This is a genomic window from Bradyrhizobium sp. NDS-1, from assembly GCF_032918005.1.
In the GTDB taxonomy this organism is placed as follows: Bacteria; Pseudomonadota; Alphaproteobacteria; order Rhizobiales; family Xanthobacteraceae; genus Bradyrhizobium; species Bradyrhizobium tunisiense.
The window spans coordinates 6956236-6976059 of the sequence record NZ_CP136628.1; the positions used below are offsets into that span (position 1 = coordinate 6956236).

Annotated in this window: 17 protein-coding genes; 12 read left to right on the forward strand and 5 right to left on the reverse strand. The window is 63.0% G+C overall.

What is annotated here, in order from left to right; genetic code table 11:
- Nucleotides 1–166: 166 nt before the first annotated feature.
- The 3 genes from RX330_RS32465 (at nt 167) to RX330_RS32475 (ending at nt 2414) form a co-directional block, all read left to right on the forward strand.
- Complete coding sequence (locus tag RX330_RS32465; RefSeq protein WP_317241195.1) at nt 167–1078, forward strand: MBOAT family O-acyltransferase; 912 nt, start codon at nt 167–169, stop codon at nt 1076–1078.
- 55 nt (nt 1079–1133) lie between these two features.
- A complete protein-coding gene (locus tag RX330_RS32470; protein ID WP_317241196.1) occupies nt 1134–1451 on the forward strand; it encodes a hypothetical protein in 318 nt (105 codons plus the stop codon).
- A gap of 96 nt (nt 1452–1547) precedes the next feature.
- Nucleotides 1548–2414: a hypothetical protein gene (locus RX330_RS32475; RefSeq protein WP_317241197.1), complete on the forward strand. Its 867-nt coding sequence runs from the start codon at nt 1548–1550 to the stop codon at nt 2412–2414.
- A gap of 14 nt (nt 2415–2428) precedes the next feature.
- Here RX330_RS32475 and RX330_RS32480 read toward each other — a convergent pair whose 3' ends face one another.
- The 5 genes from RX330_RS32480 to RX330_RS32500 all read right to left on the reverse strand — a co-directional run bounded on the left by RX330_RS32480 (nt 2429) and on the right by RX330_RS32500 (nt 9792).
- Nucleotides 2429–3202, reverse strand: coding sequence for an SDR family NAD(P)-dependent oxidoreductase (locus RX330_RS32480; protein ID WP_212087806.1), 774 nt, complete (start codon nt 3200–3202; stop codon nt 2429–2431).
- A 148-nt stretch (nt 3203–3350) separates the two neighbouring features.
- Complete coding sequence (gene pimD, locus RX330_RS32485) at nt 3351–4493, reverse strand: pimeloyl-CoA dehydrogenase small subunit (RefSeq protein WP_317241198.1); 1143 nt, start codon at nt 4491–4493, stop codon at nt 3351–3353.
- A gap of 184 nt (nt 4494–4677) precedes the next feature.
- Nucleotides 4678–5868, reverse strand: coding sequence for a pimeloyl-CoA dehydrogenase large subunit (pimC, locus tag RX330_RS32490; protein WP_317241199.1), 1191 nt, complete (start codon nt 5866–5868; stop codon nt 4678–4680).
- 23 nt (nt 5869–5891) lie between these two features.
- Entirely contained in the window at nt 5892–7550 is a 1659-nt protein-coding gene (pimA, locus tag RX330_RS32495) for a dicarboxylate--CoA ligase PimA (RefSeq protein WP_317244013.1), read from the reverse strand.
- Between the two features lie 145 nt (nt 7551–7695).
- Nucleotides 7696–9792, reverse strand: a complete 2097-nt coding sequence (locus RX330_RS32500; RefSeq protein ID WP_317241200.1) for a 3-hydroxyacyl-CoA dehydrogenase NAD-binding domain-containing protein — start codon at nt 9790–9792, stop codon at nt 7696–7698.
- A 131-nt stretch (nt 9793–9923) separates the two neighbouring features.
- Between RX330_RS32500 and RX330_RS32505 the strand changes: the two genes are divergently transcribed.
- The 9 genes from RX330_RS32505 (at nt 9924) to RX330_RS32545 (ending at nt 19769) form a co-directional block, all read left to right on the forward strand.
- On the forward strand, nt 9924–10790 hold the full coding sequence (locus RX330_RS32505) for an IclR family transcriptional regulator (RefSeq protein WP_212087797.1): 867 nt from the start codon (nt 9924–9926) through the stop codon (nt 10788–10790).
- Between the two features lie 66 nt (nt 10791–10856).
- Nucleotides 10857–11654 carry an ABC transporter ATP-binding protein gene (locus RX330_RS32510; protein WP_212087795.1) on the forward strand — a complete coding sequence of 266 codons (798 nt, stop codon included), beginning with the start codon at nt 10857–10859 and terminating at the stop codon, nt 11652–11654.
- Nucleotides 11651–12364 (forward strand): ABC transporter ATP-binding protein, encoded by a 714-nt coding sequence (locus tag RX330_RS32515; protein ID WP_035997952.1) that lies wholly within the window; start codon nt 11651–11653, stop codon nt 12362–12364. The genes RX330_RS32510 and RX330_RS32515 overlap by 4 nt, the downstream gene beginning before the upstream one ends.
- A gap of 13 nt (nt 12365–12377) precedes the next feature.
- Nucleotides 12378–13256, forward strand: coding sequence for a branched-chain amino acid ABC transporter permease (locus RX330_RS32520; protein ID WP_212087793.1), 879 nt, complete (start codon nt 12378–12380; stop codon nt 13254–13256).
- A 2-nt stretch (nt 13257–13258) separates the two neighbouring features.
- The gene (locus RX330_RS32525; protein ID WP_212087791.1) at nt 13259–14278 is read left to right on the forward strand and encodes a branched-chain amino acid ABC transporter permease; all 1020 of its coding nucleotides are present in this window, start codon (nt 13259–13261) and stop codon (nt 14276–14278) included.
- A 37-nt stretch (nt 14279–14315) separates the two neighbouring features.
- Entirely contained in the window at nt 14316–15551 is a 1236-nt protein-coding gene (locus RX330_RS32530; RefSeq protein WP_212087789.1) for an ABC transporter substrate-binding protein, read from the forward strand.
- A gap of 117 nt (nt 15552–15668) precedes the next feature.
- Nucleotides 15669–16895, forward strand: a complete 1227-nt coding sequence (locus tag RX330_RS32535) for an ABC transporter substrate-binding protein (RefSeq protein WP_317241201.1) — start codon at nt 15669–15671, stop codon at nt 16893–16895.
- 248 nt (nt 16896–17143) lie between these two features.
- The gene (locus tag RX330_RS32540) at nt 17144–18373 is read left to right on the forward strand and encodes an ABC transporter substrate-binding protein (RefSeq protein WP_212087785.1); all 1230 of its coding nucleotides are present in this window, start codon (nt 17144–17146) and stop codon (nt 18371–18373) included.
- Between the two features lie 166 nt (nt 18374–18539).
- Nucleotides 18540–19769 (forward strand): ABC transporter substrate-binding protein, encoded by a 1230-nt coding sequence (locus RX330_RS32545; RefSeq protein ID WP_212087783.1) that lies wholly within the window; start codon nt 18540–18542, stop codon nt 19767–19769.
- The last annotated feature ends 55 nt before the right edge of the window (nt 19770–19824 follow it).

Consider the following 19824-nt stretch of genomic DNA (forward strand, 5'->3'; position numbering starts at 1 on the left):
GTAAGAGGACTGCGCCTCCGATGCAATTGCAAGCCGCCCCGGACTGTGCCGGCCTCACACCCGCGCGCGCACTTGATCCGAAGTCGCCATCCCAGTCGTAGTCCTGCGCAAGGCTAGGACCGCTCCCGCAAAAATGCTACACGCCGGACCGGGCACGCGGGGCGGCATGACTTTCACCTCCTTTCAGTTCGGCATCTTCGTCGCGGTCGTGTTCGGCGCGTATTACCTGCCGCCTCTGCGCCGCTTCCAGGTGCAGTTGCTGGTGGCCGCAAGCGTGTTCTTCTACGGCTTGGGGCAAACGGAGTTGCTGCCGCTGTTGCTCGTCGCGGTTCTGGGCACCCATGCCTGCCTGGTGCTCGCGTTCGAGAACCGCGCTGTCTGGATGCCGGCCGGCATCGTCTTCAATCTCGGCCTGCTGGCGTTCTTCAAGTACAAATTCCTGTTCGTCGACGCCGGCGCGGCCGATCTGACCGGCGCCGCACCGATCGACTTCCTGCTGCGGCTGCCGCTGCCGATCGGCATTTCGTTCTTCGTGTTCCACAATATCAGCCTGCTGGTCGACCTGACCCGCGAGAAACGCACCGCGCCGCTGCGCGACGTATTCCTCTACATCATCTTCTTCCCGCAGCTCGTCTCCGGGCCGATCACGCGCGCCGCCCAGTTCATGCCGCAGATCGTTCCCAAGCAGATCGGTGACGTCGCCTTCGTCGAGGCGGCAAAGTGGATTCTCGTCGGCTATTTCTTCAAGCTGTACGTCGCGAACAATCTGAACGAGATGACGGCCTACATGGACTTCCCGCTCTACGAGACGCTGCGCACGCAGGACCGCTGGCTGCTCGTGTTCCTCTACAGCTACCAGATCTATGCCGACTTCTTCGGCTACTCCGCGATCGCGCTCGGGCTCGGGCTGCTGTTCGGCTATCGGCTGCCCGTGAACTTCAACCTGCCCTACATCTCGACCTCGTTCTCCGAATTCTGGACGCGCTGGCATATCTCGCTGTCGAGCTGGCTCAGGACCTATCTGTACATTCCGCTCGGCGGCAACCGGCATGGACGGCTGCGAACTATCTCAACCTGATGATCGTGATGACGCTCGGCGGCCTCTGGCATGGCGCGAGCCTGAGCTACGCGCTGTGGGGCATGGCGCACGGGCTGCTGCTGGGGTCATCGAGCGGCCGTTCCTGAACCTTCTCGGCAATACAAGCCCCGCGGTGCGGGTGATCCGGATGGGCATCGTGTTCTTCTGCGTCACGATGCTCTGGATCTTCTTCAAGTTGCCGAATTTCGATCACGCGCTTGGCTACCTCAAGGGGATGTTCATCGCGACCGACGTCCCCAATCCGCCAAAGCTGTTCACCAATCTCGCTTTGCTCTACGCCTTGCCGGTGATCATCCAGCACATCGGCATCGGCACGTTCGTCGAAGGACGGTTGCGGCGATGGGAGCCCTAACTCTATGGTGCGCTCGCGGCGCTCGCTTATCTCGAAGCGGGACCCGACAGCGCGTTCATCTACTTCCAGTTCTGACCGGCAGGAATCAACGCTTTCGTGGACGATCAAATTCGCGGCAGATGTCGCTGCGCTGTTGCTTGCCTGCGGCCTGGCCACGGCGCGGTTCGGCTTGGACCGCAGCAGCCGGCGGTCACGACCCGCGGCGGCAGCCTCGTCAGCCTCAACCGCTATGTGCGGGATCCCATGCCTGATATCGTGCTGGTCGGCTGCTCGATCGCCTGGCGCCTCAAGGAAGGGTATTTCTCGCCTCCGCGCGTCCGCAATCTTTCGTTGGCGGGCGGCTCGCCGGTGACAGGTCTCGAGATCGTCGCGAACCGGCCGAACTCGCCGAAGATCGTTCTGATCGAGACGAATATCCTGACGCGCGAGCCGGACACCGCGCTCATCGAGAGATTTTCCGGCGGCGCGCGCACGGAAGCGCCGCTCTTGCGCCCGGTGCGAACAGCGGTCGCGGGCTATGAAACGTGGAAACACGGTGAACCCGATCCCGCCCAGGCACGCGCCGAGTGGGATCGCCTGCTCGGCCAGCCGCCGAGCACGTTCGACAACAAGGTCTATCTCGACCGTGCGCTGGCGCAGATGAACGAAGCCGACCCGGCCGTCGCTCGCGCGAGTGTAGCCCGCATCAGGCAGCTCATCGACGAGCTGCAGCGGCGTGGCACCCGCGCATTTCTGATCCGCGTTCCCTTTGCGCCGGAGGTCGAAGGCTCCCGCATGGTCCGGATGACCAACGAGATCGTCGACGAAGCCTTCCCTGATCGCGCGCTTTGGCTTCAAATCGATCCGCCGCGCCGCGAGCTGCGTTGGGACGACGGCGTGCACCTCGACGAACGTTCGGCGCTGATCGTCGTACGCGCCATCGAACGCGCCTTGGCCGAGCGCGACGGCGCGCGCCGCCCGTAACGGAAGACCGGCAGCTACACCGCCGCCGTCGTCACACCGCCGTCGATGACGATCGTCTGGCCGGTCATGAAGCTCGAGGCGTCGGAGGCGAGGTAGGCAACGGCGCCGGCGATTTCATCAGGCTCGCCGATGCGGCGCAGCGGCGTGGTCGCGGTGCGGCGCTTCAGCATGGCTTCGTCTTCCCACAGCGCACGCGCGAAATCGGTCTTGACCAGGCCAGGCGCGATGCAGTTGACGCGGACGCCTTTCGGACCCCATTCGCCGGCGAGGGAACGGCACAGCGCGAAATCGGCCGCCTTCGAGATGCCGTAGGCGCCGATCACGGTGGAGCCGCGCAAGCCGCCGATGGAAGAAATGATGATCACGGAGCCGCCGCCGCGCTCGGCCATTTGCGGGATCGTCAGCGCGGAGAGCCAGATGTTGCTCTTGACGTTCGAGCCCATGATCTTGTCGAAGGCCTCGTCGGTGATATCGAGCAACGGGCCATAATAAGGATTCACCGCGGCGTTGCAGACGAGGATGTCGATCTTGCCGTAATGCCTGGTCGCGCCCGCGATCAGCGCCTCGACCTCGGCCTTGCGGGCGATGTTGCAGGGGATGACGGTGGCCTCTCCGCCGGACGCGATGATGCCGTCGGCAACGTCCTTGCACGCATCCGCCTTGCGCGAGGACACCACGACCTTGGCCCCGAGCCTGGCGAGCAGCTCGGCGGAGGAGCGGCCGATGCCGCGGCTGGAGCCGGTGACCACGGCGACCTTGCCGGTGAGATCGAACGGGGTGTTTTTCATTGTTGTTGCTCCGCTGCGTCCGCTTGTTCGGTGTCATCGCCCGACGTGATCGGGCGATCCAGTACTCCGCGGCCGGAGTTACGTGGACCAACTGCCGCTGCGGAGTACTGGATGCCCCGGTCAAGCCGGGGCATGACAGTCGTCGTTGTCAGATCAACCCGCCCGCATCCGCGACGCGGCGCTGGTGGTAGTCGGTGTCGCCGAAGCTGTTCTCGATCATGGTGAGGCGCTTGAAGTAGTGGCCGATCTTCGCCTCCATGGTCATGCCGATGCCGCCGTGGAGCTGGATCGCCTGCTGCCCCACGAATTTCAGCGACTTGCCGATCTGCACCTTGGCCGCAGCGATCGCATTGCTGCGCTCTGCGGCGTCCTCGAAATCGCCAGCCATGGTCGCGAACATCGACATCGATCGCGCCTGCTCGGCCGCCACGAACATGTCGGAGGCGCGGTGCTGCAGCGACTGGAACGAGCCGATCGCGACGCCGAACTGTTTTCGGGTCTTGATGTACTCGACGGTGGTCTTCAGCGATTCGTCCATCAGGCCGACCGCCTCGGCGCAAAGCGCGATGCGGGCTTCATCGACCACGCGCTCGATCAGCGCGAGCGAGTCGTCGGGATTTCCGATCGCGGCATCCGGGCCGATTTCGACGCCGGTGAAGGTGATGTCGGCGGCATGCAGGCCATCCTGGGTCGGGTAGGACTTCCTGGTCACGCCCTTGGCATTGGCAGGAACCAGGAACGCGCCGATGCCGGTCTTGTCACGGCGGTCGCCCTTGGTGCGCGCGGTGACGATCAGCGTGTCGGCATTCTCGCCGTTGAGCACGACGAATTTCTCACCGTCGATGACCCAGCCGTCGCCCTTCTTCTTCGCCGTCGTGGTGACGTCGAACAGATCGTAGCGCGAGTTCTTCTCGAGCTGGGCGAACGCCAGCGTCTTGCTGCCGTCGATGATCCCGGGCACGTGCGCGGCCTTCTGCGCATCGGTGCCGGCATGGCGCAGGAAGCCGCCGCCGATCACGACCGTCGCCAGATACGGCTCGAGCACCAGCGCCTTGCCGAGTGCCTCCATCACGATCATCGTCTCGACGCCGCCGCCGCCGAAGCCGCCATCGGCTTCGCTGAAGGGCAGGCCGAGCAGACCCTGCTCGGCGAGCTTGAGCCAGACCGTTTTGCTCCAGCCGCCCTTCTCCTTCATGTACTTCTTGCGCTGCTCGAAATCGTAGGAATCGGTCAGCAGGCCGTCGATGCTTTCCTTAAGAAGCCGCTGCTCCTCGTTCAGATCAAAATCCATTCTCTTGGTTCCTCGTACCCGGACTTATTTTGCTTCATCATTCCGGGATGGCCCAAAGGGCCAGGCCCGAAAATCCATTTCACCTTTGAACGTGCGGCCCGATGGACTCCGGGTTCGCGACTTCGTCGCGCCCCGGAATGACGGTGGAAACATTGCCCTCCCCGCCTCGCGGAGAGGGAGAAGATCACAGCCCCAGCACCGCCTTGGCGATGATGTTGCGCTGGATCTCGTTGGAGCCGCCGTAGATAGAGACCTTGCGGTTGTTGAAGTAGCTCGGCGCGATCTGGGCGGTCCAGTCCATGGCTTCGTTCGAGCCGTCGTCGCCGTGTACATCGTAAGGCGCAGCGAAGGGGCCGATCACTTCCATGAGCAGCTCGGTGGTGGTCTGCTGGATCTCGGAGCCCTTGATCTTCAGCACCGAGGAGGCCGGATTGGGCTTGCCCTTGCCGTGCTTGCCTTCGTCGGCGACGACGCGAAGCTGCGTCAGCTCGAGTGCCTTCAGCTCGATCTCGCAGGCGGCGAGCTTTTCGCGGAAGGCGGGATCCTGGATGATCGGCTTGCCGCCTGACTCGACCTTGCCGGCGAGATCCCTGATGCGGCGGATGCGCTCCTTGGAGACGCCGACGCGGGCGATGCCGGTGCGCTCATTGCCGAGCAGGAATTTGGCGTAATCCCAGCCCTTGTTCTCCTCGCCGATCAGGTTCTCGTAGGGCACCTCGACGTCGTCGAAGAACACCTCGTTGACCTCGACGCCGCCGTCGATGGTCTGGATCGGGCGCACGGTGACGCCCTTCGACTTCATCGAGAACACGATGAAGGAGATGCCCATCTGCTTCTTCGCATTGTTGTCGGTGCGGCACAGGCAGAAGATCATGTCGGCGTGCTGGGCCAGCGTGGTCCAGGTCTTCTGGCCGTTGATGATCCACTTGTCGCCCTTGCGCTCGGCCTTGGTCTTGAGCGAGGCGAGGTCGGAGCCGGAGCCGGGCTCGGAGAAGCCCTGGCACCACCAATCGTCGACATTGGCGATGCGCGGCAGATACTTCTTCTTCTGCTCCTCGTTGCCGAAGGTGTAGATGACCGGACCGACCATGCTGACGCCGAAGGCGAGCGGCTGCGGCGCCGGATAGGACTGCAGCTCCTCGTTGAAGATGTAATGCTGCACTGAGGTCCAGCCCGTGCCGCCATATTGCGTCGGCCAGTGGCTGACGCCCCAGCCCTTCTTGTTGAGGATGCGCCACCACGTCACCATCTCGTCCTTCGAGAGGTGGCGGCCCTCGACCATCTTGCGCCGCGTATCCGGCGGCACATTGTCGCGGAAGAACTGTCGCACTTCCTCGCGAAACGCCTGTTCTTCTTTCGTGAATGCGAGATCCATCGGATCCTCCTGTGAGCTTTCTTCTATGCGGATTGTGCTGGTTTCTGCCGCTGGCGCAATTCGTGGCGCGACAATTTTCCGACCGGCGTACGCGGCAGGTCGTCGACGAATTCGGCCGCGGCCGGCAATTCATGCTTGCCGAGCTTGCCGGCCAGCTGCGCGCGCAGCTCGTCGAGCGAGAACGGTTTTGCGTCCGGCCGCAGCTTGATGAAGGCCTTTGCGGCCTCGCCGCGATAGGGGTCGGGAATGCCGAGCACGATCACCTCGTGCACCCCTGGGATGGTGTAGATCGCCTGCTCGATCATCTGCGGATAGACGTTGAAGCCGCCGGAGATGATCATGTCCTTCTTGCGATCGACCAGGAAGAAGTAGCCGTCGGTGTCGACATAGCCGATGTCGCCGGTGAGGAAGCGGCCATCGACGAAGGCCTCGGCCGACCCCTCCGGCTTGTTCCAATACCCCTTGGTGACGTTGGGGCCCTTGATGCGGATCTCGCCGACTTCGCCGGGTGGCAACACGCGCTTGGGATCGTCGAGCGCGACCACATCGAGCTCGATGCCGGGCAGCATCAGGCCGATCGAGCCCGGCTTGTCGGGACCGGTGGGCGGATGGCCGGTGCCGGGCGAGCAGGTCTCGGTCATGCCCCAGCCGCTGCGCAGCTTCTTGCCGACCTTGCGCTCGAAGAAGTTCGCGATTTCCACCGGCAGCGGCGCGCCGCCGGAGCCGATGCTGGCGAGCGAGGAGAAATCGCGCTTGTCGAGATCAGGCAGCGCGGCGATCGCGATCCACATCGTCGGCACGCCGGGAAAGTACGTCGCGCGTTTGGCCTCGATGTCGCGCATGACCGCTTCGACGTCGAAACGCTGATGCAGCGAGATCAGATTGCCGCGGCTGAGCGAGGAGAGCAGCACCACGGTGAGCGCATAGATGTGGAACAGCGGGAGCACGCAGATCACGCGCTCGACGACGTCGCCGCGCGCAGCGCGCGACGGCTTGCCCCAGACGTCGTAGATCGACACGGCGGAGGTGAGATTGCCGTGCGTCAGCATCGCGCCCTTGGGCAGGCCGGTGGTGCCGCCGGTATATTGCAGCAGCGCGACGTCGTCGGCCGTCACGTTCGGCCATTGTGCCGGCGCGGTCGCACCCTCCACAAAAGCCTTGAAGGTGATGATGCGGGGATCATTCGGAATCGCCGCCTGCGGCGTGCCGACCTTGCCCCAATCGTCGTCCTCGCAAACGACGAGGCGGTCGATCAGGCCCTTCTCCAGGAATTTCAGCGCCGTCGGCAGCAGCGTCTGAAGGTTCGAGGTGACGAGCAGACGCGATCCCGAATCGGAAACCTTGTGCGTCAGCGCGATCTCGCCGTCGAGCGGCGACAGATGCGCTATGCGGGCGCCCGCCTTCAGCGCGCCGAAGAAGTTGACGGGGTGATCCGGCGTGTTGCCGAGGAATAGCGCGACGGAGGCGTTCTTGCCGATGCCTTCGCGCAGGAACGCCGCGGCGGCCCGCTCGGCCTGAGCTACGAGCTCGGTGTAGGTGATGGGACGATCCCGGAATTCGAGCGCAATGCGCGGGCCGTAGTCGGACGCTGCGTTCGACAAAAGATCCGGAAGCGTGCCCTGCGCGATGGTATCGTCCCAACGCACGCCTTCGGGATAAAATTGTTCGCCGGGATGGGTCATTTTCTGCATCATATTCCGTCGTCATTCCGGGGCGCGACAAAGTCGCAAGCCCGGAATCCATCAGGCCGCACGCTCCGAGGAGAGATGGATTCCGGGCCTGGCCCTTCGGGCCATCCCGGAATGACGTGCGGATAGACTGCGGCCATCACGCCGCCTTCGACGCCGCGGCCAGCGAGGCAAACGTCTTGCCTTCGGCCGCCAGCTTCTTCAGCAGCGGGGCGGGCTCGAGGCTGGGGTCGTCGGTCTCCTTGGCGTAGAAGGCCAGGCGATCGGCGATGTGCTTGAGGCCGACGCTGTCGGCCCAGAACATCGGGCCGCCGCGGTAGATCGGCCAGCCATAGCCGTAGAGCCAGACCACGTCGATGTCGGAGGGGCGCGCCGCGATGCCCTCTTCCAGGATCTTCGCGCCCTCGTTGATCATCGGATACATCATGCGCTCGAGGATTTCCTCGTCGCTGACGACGCGCTTCTTGCGGCCGAGGCGCAGCAGCGTCTCGTCGATCAGCTTCTCGACCTCGGGATCGGGCAGCGCCGAGCGCGAACCTGCCTCGTACTTGTAGTAGCCCTTGCCGGTCTTCTGGCCGAAGCGGCCGGCTTCGCAGAGCGCATCCGCGATCTCCGACTTGATGCCGCGGTCCTTGCGCGAGCGCCAGCCGATATCGAGGCCGGCGAGGTCGCCCATCGCGAACGGGCCCATCGGCATGCCGAACTTCGTCACCACGGCATCGACCTGCTGCGGCAGGGCACCTTCGAACAACAGCTTCTCGGACTGCTTGCCGCGCTGGGCGAGCATGCGGTTGCCGACGAAGCCGTCGCAGACGCCGACCACGGCCGGCACTTTTGCAATCTTGCGCGCGATGGTGACCGCCGTCACGAGAGCGTCCGGCGCGGTCTTGTCGGCGCGCACGATCTCGCACAGCTTCATGACGTTGGCCGGGGAGAAGAAGTGCATCCCGAGCACGTCCTGCGGACGCTTGGTCGACTTCGCGATCTCGTCGATGTCGAGATACGAGGTGTTGGAGGCGAGCACTGCGCCGGGCTTGACGTATTGGTCGAGCTTGCCGAACACTTCCTTCTTGACCGCCATGGTCTCGAACACCGCTTCGATGACGAGATCGGCATCGCCGACATTCTCGATGCCGACGACACCGTTGATCAGCGCCATGCGCTTGGCGGGCGCGTCAGCCGGGATACCGCCGCGCGCGGCGGTCGCTTCCCAGTTCTTCTGCATGATGCCCATGCCGCGCTTGAGCTGCTCCTCACCGGTCTCGATCAGGGTGACGGGAACGCCGGCATTGGCAAAGGACATCGCGATGCCGCCGCCCATGGTGCCGGCGCCGAGAATGGCGACGCGGTTCACGGGACGCGCCTTGGTGCCTTCAGGGACACCTGCGATCTTGCTGGCTTCGCGCTCGGCGAAGAAGGCATAGCGCTGCGCCTTGGACTGGTCGCTGGCGACGAGCTTCAGGAAGCCCTCGCGCTCCTTCTTCAGACCTTCGTCGAACGGCAGGTCAATGGCGTAGCCCACCGCGTCGGCGGCGGCGAAGGGCGCCTCAAGGCCGCGCGCCTTCTTGGTCATCGCAGCAACGGCATTTGTGAAGATCGAACGGTCGGCCTTGGCGGCCGCGATCTTGGAATCGTCGTCCCGCAGGCGGCGCAGCGGACGCTTCTCGGCGAGCAGCTCGCGCACGAAGGCCTCGCCGCCCGATGCCGGTCCCTCGACGATTTCCTCGATCAGGCCGTTCTTCAGCGCGTCCGCAGCACCAATGGGATCACCGCCGACGATCATCTTGACCGCGAGCTCGGGACCGACCGCGCGCGGCAGGCGCTGGGTCCCGCCGGCGCCCGGCAGCAGGCCGAGCTTCACCTCCGGCAGGCCGAGCTTGGCTTCCTTGACGGCGACGCGGAAATGACAGGCGAGCGCGACCTCGAGGCCGCCGCCAAGCGCCGTGCCATGGATCGCAGCAACCACCGGCTTCGGTGAGTTCTCGATCTCCGACAGCACATCGTTGAGGGCGGGCGGCTTCGGCGGCTTGCCGAATTCGGTGATGTCGGCCCCCGCAATGAAGGTGCGGCCGGCACAGGTCAGCACGATGCCCTTGATGGCGGGATCGGCGATCGCGGCCTTGATGCATTCCAGGATCCCCCCGCGGACTGCGGCACTCAGCGCATTGACCGGAGGGCTATTGACCGTGACGATCCCGACTTCGTCATGACGCTCAAGCTTGACCACTTCGCTCACGGTGTCCCTCCTTGGTGGGGCTATGTACTTTTGTCGATTTCGCGGTGCGGAATTTAATTCCGCATCTTGACGGCAGGGTTATTTTGAAGCACGGACGTTGTCAACGACTCCGCGCAAGAAGCAGATCAGGGATGAAGCGTACAGGAAAGAAGACCGCGACCGATCGGAACTTCGTCGTCGCGCTTTCCCGCGGACTGGACGTATTGCGCGCATTCCAACCCAATGACGGCCTTCTCGGCAATCAGGAGATCGCGGCGCGGACCAATTTGCCGAAGCCGACCGTGTCGCGGCTAACCTATACACTGACCAAGCTCGGCTATCTGGCGCCGGTTCCCCGCTTCGAGAAGTACCAGCTCACGCCCGCCGCCATGTCGCTCGGCTATGCAGCGCTCGCCAATCTCGGCGTTCGGCATTTGTCCGAACCGTTTCGCGAGGACCTGATGCGCGCGACCGGGGGCGCCGTCGCCGTCGGCGGCCGCGATCGTCACAGCATGATCTATTTCGGGCAGAGTCGCGGCACGGAAACGGTCGGTGTTCAACTTGACGTCGGCTCCCGCGTGCCGATTGCAACCAGCGCGATGGGGCGCGCCTATTTCTGGGCGCTCGACCCCGACGATCGCGCAGAACTCTCGCGTCTGCTGCGCGAGCATTACGGCAGCCGCTGGACCAAGATGCGCGACGGGCTGGAACGTTCCGGGGAGACCGTGGCGAAATACGGCTTTGCGATCTCCGTCGGCGACTGGCACGACGACATCGGCGCCGCCGGCGTCGCGCTCAAGCTCAACGACGGAACTGGTCCTTACGCCTTCAATTGCGGCGCGCCCGCATTCCGCTTCACGGAAGAGCGTTTGATCAAGGACATTGGACCGCGTCTCTTAGCGATGGTAAGGAACATCGAAGCGGCGCTCGGGGGTCTGATGCCGCATTCCAAAAAAGACATCGGCAAAAAGCTGAAATCAGGAGGAAAAGTTGCGCGTGTGGCCGAGGGGATCAGATAGCTTTTGTCATCACTGGGAGCGGTTCGCATCGCCCCTTCGCTCACTCAATGATGTGAGCGAGACGAGATGACGCAGGCACAGCTCGCGCAGGGGACATCGCCCCTGCTCGCGGTTCGCGACGTCAGCGTCGTGTTCGGCGGCATCGTCGCGCTCAACGGCGTGTCCTTCGACATGCACAAGGGCCAGATCCTCGGACTGATCGGCCCCAACGGCGCCGGCAAGACCACGCTCTTCAACTGCCTGTCCCGGCTCTATCAGCCATCGTCCGGCGATATCCTGATGGAAGGCGCGAGCATCCTGACGCGGGCGCCGCACCGGATCGCGGAGATCGGCATCGGCCGCACCTTCCAGAACGTGGCGCTGTTTCCGAACTTGTCGGTGATGGACAACGTCCGCGTCGGCGCGCATTCGAAGACCTCCAGCGACATCATCAGCGACTCCCTGAAGCTTGCCTGGGTCCGGCGCAGCGAGGCCACCGTCAACAAGAAGGTGCATGAGATCCTCGCTTATCTCAACCTCGAGGACGTCGCCCACACCGTCGTCTCCGGCCTGCCCTTCGGCACCCAGAAGCGCGTCGAGCTGGCGCGCGCGCTGGCAGCCGATCCAAAGATCCTGCTGCTCGACGAGCCGGCCGGCGGCCTCAACCATGAGGAAGTCCATGTTCTCGGCGACCTCATTCGCCGTATCCGCGACGAGCGCCACATGACCGTGCTGCTGGTCGAGCACCACATGGGCCTCGTGATGTCGATCGCCGACCACGTGGTCGCGCTGAATTTCGGCAAGAAGCTCGCGGAAGGCACGCCCGCCCAGGTGCAGGCGGACCCGGACGTCATCAAAGCCTATCTCGGGAGCAAGGATCAATGACGCCACTGCTCAACGTCAAGGACCTGCGCGCCTATTACGGCCAGGTTCAGGCGCTTCATGGCCTGTCCTTCTCGCTCAACGAAGGCTCGCTCGTGACGCTGCTGGGTGCCAACGGCGCCGGCAAGACCACCACGCTGCGCGCGATCTGCAACATGGTGCGCTCCACCGGCGGCGTCGAGTTCGAAGGCAAGCCGCTGAACAACCGCTCGACCGAGAGCATCGTGCGGTTCGGCATCGCCCACGTGCCGCAGGGCCGCGGCACCTTCACCAACATGACGGTGGAGGAGAATCTTCAGCTAGGGGCGATCACCCGCAAGGACCGCGCCGGCATCGTCTCCGACATCGAGCGCATGTATGCGCACTTCCCGGTCCTGAAGCAGCGCCACACCCAGCAGGCCGGCACGCTGTCCGGCGGCGAGCAGCAGATGCTCGCGGTCGCGCGCGCGCTGATGCTGCGCCCGCGGCTGATGCTGCTGGACGAGCCGTCCTTCGGCCTCGCGCCGCTGGTGGTGCGCGACCTGTTCGGCATCCTCGGCAAGATCAACCGCGAGGACAAGGTATCGATCCTGGTGGTCGAGCAGAACGCCCAACTCGCGCTCGAACTCGCCGACCAGGCCTATGTGATCGAGACCGGTCGCATCGTGATGTCCGGCAAGGCCAAGGACATCGCGAACAACGAAGAAATCCGCAAATCCTATCTGGGTTACTGAGGGAGCCGGGACAATGGAGCTGTTCACCAACCAAGTCCTGGCCGGCATCGCCACGGGCGCGATCTACGCCTGCATGGCGCTCGCCGTGGTCATGATCTACCAGGCCATCGACCATCTCAACTTCGCGCAAGGCGAGATGGCGATGTTCTCGACCTTCATCTCCTGGCAGCTGATGCAATGGGGCGTGTCCTACTGGGCCGCCTTCGTGATCACGCTGGCCTTCTCCTTCGTCGCCGGCATCGCGATCGAGCGCATCCTGTTCAAGCCGCTGGCGAAAGCGCCGGTACTGACCAACGTTGCCGGCTTCATCGCGCTGTTTGCGATCATCAACTCTTCGGCCGGCCTGATCTGGGACTTCACGATCAAGCAGTATCCGACCCCGTTCGGCTCCGCACCGTTCCTCGGCAGTCAGCTGATCTCCACCCACCAAGCTGGCATGATCGGCGTCACGATAGCGCTGCTGCTCGCGCTGTACTTCTTCTTCCAGTACACGCGGATCGGCCTTGCGATGCGCGCCGCCGCCTCGGTGCCTGAGTCGGCCCGCCTCGTCGGCATCAACACCAGCTGGATGATCGCGCTCGGCTGGGGCATGGCAACCGCGATCGGCTCGATCGCCGGCATGCTGATCGCCCCGGTCGTATTCCTCGAGCCCAACATGATGGGCGGCGTCTTGATCTACGGGTTCGCCGCCGCGGTGCTCGGCGGACTGTCGAGCCCGTTCGGCGCGGTGGTCGGCGGCTTCCTGGTCGGCGTGTTCGAGAACCTCGCCGGCACCTACATCCCCGGCGTCGGCAACGAGCTGAAACTCCCGATCGCGCTTGCGCTGATCATCTCCGTCCTGGTCGTCAAACCCGCTGGCCTGTTCGGCCGGCACATCGTCAAGCGAGTTTGATCATGAGCGCAGCAGAAGAAGTCGTTGGCCAAGGCCACGAGGCGGTCGAGGCGGTTCCGAAGCGGGCCATGACGCTGGGCACCGGCACGTCGCTGGTGGTGCTGGCGGCGCTGTTGGTCGTGCCGTTGTTCGTCAAGAACTTCATCATCTTCCAGATGACGATGCTCCTGATCTACGGGCTCGCCGTGCTGGCGCTGAACATCCTGACCGGCGGAAGCGGCCAGTTCTCGCTCGGCCAGAGCGCGTTCTACGCCGTCGGCGCCTATGTGTCCGCGGTGCTGATGGAGCATGCCAACGTCAACTATGCGCTGACCATTCCGATTTCCGCGGCGATCTGCTTCGGCTTCGGATACCTGTTCGGCAAGCCGGCGCTGCGGTTGTCGGGCATCTATCTCGCGCTCGCGACCTTTGCGCTCGCCACCGCGATGCCGCAGCTGCTCAAGCTGAACTTCCTCGAGCACTGGACCGGCGGCGTGCAGGGACTCGTCGTCACCAAGCCCGACGCGCCGTTCGGCCTGCCGATGTCGCAGGACATGTGGCTGTACTATTTCACCCTCCTCGTGACGCTCGCGATCTACATCTTCTCGGTGAACCTGCTGCGCTCCCGCTCGGGCCGCGCCTTCATGGCGATCCGCGACAACGAGATCGCGGCCTCCTCGATGGGTGTCAACGTCGCTCTGTACAAGACGCTGGCTTTCGGCGTGTCCGCCGGCATCACCGGCGTCGCCGGCTCGCTCGGCGCCATCGCCGTGCAGTTCGTCGCGCCCGACAGCTACACCATCACGCTGGCGATTTCGCTGTTCCTCGGCATGGTCGTCGGCGGCGTCGGCTGGCTGCCCGGCTCGTTCGTCGGCGCTGCCTTCATCATCTTCGTGCCGAACATGGCGGAGAGCATCTCCAAGGGCCTCTCCGGCGCCGTGTTCGGCGTACTGCTGTTCCTGGTCATCTACCTCGTGCCGCACGGCGCACGGCAGGTGGCGATCCTGGGCCAACAACTTGCCGGCAAGCTCAAAAGAAACTGAAACTCTCTACAACTGTTGTTTAACGAAGGAGACCCAATTGCTTTCTGGAAGAACACTGCGAGCCGCCGCGCTGGTCACGGCAACGGCGGCCATTGCCCTCACCTCCGGCGCTGCACTCGCTCAGAAGAAATACGACACCGGCGCGTCCGATACCGAGATCAAGATCGGCAACATCATGCCGTACAGCGGTCCGGCGTCGGCTTATGGCATCATCGGCAAGACCGAAGAAGCCTATTTCAAGATGATCAACGACAAGGGCGGCATCAACGGCCGCAAGATCAACTTCGTCACCTATGACGACGGCTATTCGCCGCCCAAGGCCGTCGAGCAGGTACGCAAGCTGATCGAGAGCGATGAGGTGCTGGCGGTGTTCAATCCGCTCGGCACGCCCTCGAACACGGCGATCCAGAAATACCTCAACTCCAAGAAAATCCCGCAGCTCTTCGTCGCGACCGGCGCCACCAAGTGGAACGACCCGAAGAACTTCCCCTGGACCATCGGCTGGCAGCCGTCCTACCAGAGCGAAGCGCAGATCTACGCGAAATGGCTGATGAAGGAGAAGCCGGACGCCAAGATCGCGATCCTCTACCAGAACGACGATTTCGGCAAAGACTACCTCAAGGGCACCAAGGACGGCCTCGGCGCCAAGGCCTCTTCCATGATCATCATGGAAGAAAGCTACGAAGTGTCCGAGCCGTCGATCGACGGCCACATCGTCAAGATCAAGGCCGCCAATCCCGACGTGCTGCTGATCTACACCACGCCGAAGTTCGCGGCCCAGACCATCAAGAAGACCGCCGAGCTGAGCTGGAAGCCGCTTCAGATCCTCACCAACGTGTCGATCTCGGTCGGCAGCGTGATGAAGCCGGCCGGCTTCGAGAACGCGCAGGGCGTGCTGTCGGCAGCCTATGCCAAGGATTCGACGGATCCGCAGTGGGCCAACGACCCCGGCATGAAGAAGTGGAACGAGTTCGTCGACAAGTATATGCCGGGTGCCGACAAGTCCGACACCAGCATGGTCTACGGCTATGGCGCCGCCTCGACGCTCGCCAAGGTGCTGGAAATGTGCGGCGACGATCTGACCCGCGCCAACATCATGAAGCAGGCGGCGAGCCTGAAGGACTTCGTGCCGGATACCCTGTTGCCGGGCGTCAAGATCAACACCAGCCCGACCGACTTCGCGCCGATCGCCCAGCTCCAGATGATGCGCTTCAAGGGCGAGAAGTGGGAACTGTTCGGCGAGATCATCAGCGGCGACGTCGCTTCCGAGTGACGCGCTGACGCAGCAGACCGAGCCCAGGAAGCCCCCGCGAACCATCGCGGGGGCTTTTTGTTGACGGCAGGCGCCAAACTTGTTCAATGCGGCGATCCAACCCGGGGTAGGAGAACAATGCCCGCCGTTCGTTTTCAGGTTGTAGCCCTGTGGACCGCGCTCGCTTTGTGCACTGCGACGAGCAGCCCGACACTGGCGCAGAAGAAATACGACAGCGGCGCTTCCGATGCCGAGATCAAGATCGGCAACATCATGCCCTATAGCGGCCCGGCCTCGGCCTATGCCGCGATCGGCAAGACGGAGCAGGCCTATTTCAACAAGATCAATGCCGAGGGCGGCATCAACGGACGCAAGATCAAGCTCATCTCCTATGACGACGCCTATTCGCCGCCGAAGACCGTGGAGCAGGCACGCAGGCTGGTCGAGAGCGACGGGGTGCTCCTGATCTTCGGCTCGCTCGGCACGTCCACCAACGGCGCCATCCGCAAATACATGAACGAGAAAAAGGTGCCGCAATTGTTCGTGGCGAGCGGCGCGTCCAAGTGGAACGATCCCAAGCAATATCCCTGGACCATGGGCTGGCAACCGAGCTATGCGAGCGAAGCGCGCATCTACGCCAAGTACATCATGAAGGAAAAGCCCGACGGAAAAATCGGGGTGCTCTACCAGAACGACGATTTCGGCAAGGACTATCTGAAAGGGCTGAAGGACGGTCTCGGCGCCAAGGCCTCGATGATCGTGATGCAGGAGACCTACGATACCTCCGAGCCCGCGATCGACGAACACGTCGTCAAGCTGAAGGCCTCGGGTGCCGACGTGTTCATCAGCATCACGACGCCGAAATTCGCCGCGCAGGCGATCAAGAAGGCGGCCGAGATCAACTGGCATCCGGTCCACATCGTCTCGAACGTCTCGGCCTCGGTCGGCGGCGTGATCGAGCCGGCCGGCCTCGAGATCTCCCAGGGCATCCTGTCGGCAAGCTACCTCAAGGACGGCTCCGATCCGCAGTGGAACGCCGACGACGGCATGAAGAAGTTCTATAACTTCCTCGCGCAATACGATCCCAAGGCCAACAAGCTCGAAGCCGGCGTGGTGTTCGGCTATGCCGCAGCTCAAACCATGGTGAAGGTGCTGCAGATGTGCGGCGACGATCTCACCCGCGAGAACGTCATGAAGCAGGCCGCCTCCTTAAAGGATTTCGAACCGGACACGCTGCTGCCCGGCATCAAGATCAACACCGCGCCGGACAATTTTGCCCCGATCGAGCAGCTCCAGATGATGCGTTTCAAGGGCCGGAAGTGGGAGCTGTTCGGCGACATCATATCGAGCGAGATCGGCCATTGAAGCCGCACATGACGCAATTATAAATTGCGTATGTTTCAGAAGGCAATTTTGGCGTAGCTGAGTGATGGCGCGCTTCATCTCGCGCGCCGGAATATTCCGCATCCCCTCGCAGAAGAAGGACCTCGCGCGACGGCGCGTTCTCCTTGCTGGGCACCTGAGAAGGGTATTCAATGCGTGCTGGAGCGACGCGCAATGATCGCTCACGACAAGAACAATCGACACATTCAAACCGACCTAGGGAGATCAAGATGCCTGCAATGCATGTGCGATTGGGGGCCTTCTCGGCTGCCCTCGTGCTGGCTGCCACCCTGTCCACAACAGCGTCCGCGCAGAAGAAATACGACACCGGCGCATCCGACAGCGAGATCAAGATCGGCAATATCATGCCCTACAGCGGACCAGCCTCCGCCTACGGCGTGATCGGCAAGACCGAGGAGGCGTATTTCCGCAAGATCAATGCAGAAGGCGGCATCAACGGCCGCAAGATCAACTTCGTGACCTATGACGACGCCTATTCGCCGCCGAAGACCGTGGAGCAGGCACGCAAGCTCATCGAGAGCGACGAGGTGCTGCTCATCTTCAACTCGCTTGGCACACCGCCGAACACCGCGATCCAGAAATACATGAACCAGAAGAAGGTGCCGCAGCTGTTCGTCGCCACCGGCGCCACCAAATGGGACGATCCCAAGGAGTTTCCGTGGACCATCGGCTGGCAGCCGAACTACCAGACTGAAGCCCGCATCTATGCAAAGTACATTCTGAAGGAAAGGCCGGGCGCCAGGATAGCCATCCTCTATCAGAATGACGACTACGGCAAAGATTACGTCAAAGGCCTGAAGGACGGCCTGGGCGCCAAGGCGGCGTCGATGATCGTGGCCGAGGAAAGCTACGAGGTGGCGCAGCCGACCATCGACTCCAGCATCGTCAAGCTCAAGTCGACGGATGCCGACGTCTTCTTCAACGTCACCACGCCGAAATTTGCTGCTCAGACGATCAAGAAGATGCATGAGATCGGCTGGAAGCCGATGCATTTCCTCAACAACGTCTCGGTTTCCATCGGCAGCGTCATGAAGCCGGCCGGCTTCGAAGCCTCGCAAGGCATCATCTCCTCGAACTACTACAAGGATCCGACCGACACGCAATGGAAGAACGATCCGGCGATGAAGGCCTGGAATGAGTTCCTCGACAAGTACTATCCGGATGCCAACCGCACGGATTCGGCTGTGATGTACGGATACATCGTGGCCCAGGGTCTTGCGCATGTATTGAAGGCGTGCGGCGACGATCTGACGCGAGCCAACGTCATGAAGCAGGCAGCCGCCCTCCGGGACTTCGAACCCGGAGGCCTGCTGCCGGGCATCAAGGTTAACACCAGCCCCACCGACTTCGCGCCGCTGTCCCAAGTGCAACTCATGCGCTTCAAGGGCGAAAGCTGGGAGCTGTTCGGCGACGTCCTCAGTAGCGAGGTAGGCGGCTAAGGGCGCGGCCCTGCCCAATGACTACTAAAGACGCAGCCCCTGCGGCATTGCCGCAGGGGCTTTTCCTTGAAGCCTTCGGGCAAATCGTATTGAATTGCGGCAGCGTCGCCAAAAACAATCAAGCCAAGAAAAGGGACGCCCACATCAAGAAAATAGGGAGAATGGAATGCCTGCTGTCACCGGCAAATTTGCCGCCGCGTCACTGGCGCTTGCGCTCATTGCGGCCTCGACCTCCACTGCATCGGCCCAGAAGAAATACGATACCGGCGCGACCGATACCGAAATCAAGATCGGCAACATCATGCCCTACAGCGGACCGGCCTCCGCCTACGGCATCATCGGCCGGACCGAAGCCGCCTATTTCAAGAAGATCAACGACGAGGGCGGAATCAACGGCCGCAAGATCAATTTCGTCTCTTACGACGACGCCTATTCGCCGCCCAAGACGGTGGAGCAGGCGCGCAAGCTGGTCGAGAGCGACGAGGTGCTGCTCGTCTTCAACTCGCTCGGCACCCCGCCGAACTCGGCGATCCAGAAGTACATGAACTCGAAGAAGGTGCCGCAGCTGTTCGTCGCAACCGGCGCCACCAAGTGGAACGATCCGCAGAACTTCCCCTGGACGATGGGCTGGCAGCCCAACTACCAGAGCGAGACGCAGATCTACGCAAAGTACATCCTGAAGGCCATGCCCAACGCCAAGATCGGCGTCCTGTACCAGAACGACGATTACGGCAAGGACTACCTGAAGGGCCTGAAGGACGGCCTCGGCGCCAAGGCCGCAAGCATGATCGTGCTGGAGGAAAGCTACGAGACGTCGGAGCCAACCATCGACAATCACATCGTCAAGCTGAAGGCGACCGGCGCCGACGTCTTCATCAACATCACCACGCCGAAATTCGCGGCGCAGGCGATCAAGAAGATCTCCGAGATCGGCTGGAAGCCGACGCACTTCCTCAACAACGTCTCGGCCTCGGTCGGCAGCGTGATCAAGCCCGCGGGCTTCGAGAACTCGCAGGACATCATCTCGGCCGCATATCTGAAGGACGTCTCCGATCCGCAGTGGAAGGACGACGCCGGCATGAAGGGCTTCCTGGACTTCATGGCGAAGTACTTCCCGGAAGGCGACAAGCTCGACGGCGGCACCATCGTCGGCTACGGCGTGGCACAGACGCTGGTCGAAGTGCTGAAGAAGTGCGGCGACAATCTCACGCGCGAGAACGTCATGAAACAGGCGGCCAGCCTGAAGGACTTCCGTACCGAAGTGCTGCTGCCCGGCATCAAGATCAACACCGGCGCGAACGACTTCGCACCGATCAGCTCACTCCAGCTCATGAAGTTCAAGGGCGACAAGTGGGATCTGTTCGGCGACGTGATCAGCGCCGACGCCGGCGGCTAGTCGCTGGAAGACGTGGACGGCAGGCTCCCTGCGATGCTCTCGCAGGGAGCTTTTT

What these genes read in the sequence shown, in the direction of transcription:
- RX330_RS32465 (WP_317241195.1), top strand. Translation starts at nt 167, where the DNA reads ATGACTTTCACCTCCTTTCAGTTCGGCATCTTCGTCGCGGTCGTGTTC.
- RX330_RS32480 (WP_212087806.1), bottom strand. Translation starts at nt 3,202, where the DNA reads ATGAAAAACACCCCGTTCGATCTCACCGGCAAGGTCGCCGTGGTCACC.
- pimD (WP_317241198.1), bottom strand. Translation starts at nt 4,493, where the DNA reads ATGGATTTTGATCTGAACGAGGAGCAGCGGCTTCTTAAGGAAAGCATC.
- pimC (WP_317241199.1), bottom strand. Translation starts at nt 5,868, where the DNA reads ATGGATCTCGCATTCACGAAAGAAGAACAGGCGTTTCGCGAGGAAGTG.
- pimA (WP_317244013.1), bottom strand. Translation starts at nt 7,550, where the DNA reads ATGACCCATCCCGGCGAACAATTTTATCCCGAAGGCGTGCGTTGGGAC.
- RX330_RS32505 (WP_212087797.1), top strand. Translation starts at nt 9,924, where the DNA reads ATGAAGCGTACAGGAAAGAAGACCGCGACCGATCGGAACTTCGTCGTC.
- RX330_RS32510 (WP_212087795.1), top strand. Translation starts at nt 10,857, where the DNA reads ATGACGCAGGCACAGCTCGCGCAGGGGACATCGCCCCTGCTCGCGGTT.
- RX330_RS32515 (WP_035997952.1), top strand. Translation starts at nt 11,651, where the DNA reads ATGACGCCACTGCTCAACGTCAAGGACCTGCGCGCCTATTACGGCCAG.
- RX330_RS32520 (WP_212087793.1), top strand. Translation starts at nt 12,378, where the DNA reads ATGGAGCTGTTCACCAACCAAGTCCTGGCCGGCATCGCCACGGGCGCG.
- RX330_RS32525 (WP_212087791.1), top strand. Translation starts at nt 13,259, where the DNA reads ATGAGCGCAGCAGAAGAAGTCGTTGGCCAAGGCCACGAGGCGGTCGAG.
- RX330_RS32535 (WP_317241201.1), top strand. Translation starts at nt 15,669, where the DNA reads ATGCCCGCCGTTCGTTTTCAGGTTGTAGCCCTGTGGACCGCGCTCGCT.
- RX330_RS32540 (WP_212087785.1), top strand. Translation starts at nt 17,144, where the DNA reads ATGCCTGCAATGCATGTGCGATTGGGGGCCTTCTCGGCTGCCCTCGTG.
- RX330_RS32545 (WP_212087783.1), top strand. Translation starts at nt 18,540, where the DNA reads ATGCCTGCTGTCACCGGCAAATTTGCCGCCGCGTCACTGGCGCTTGCG.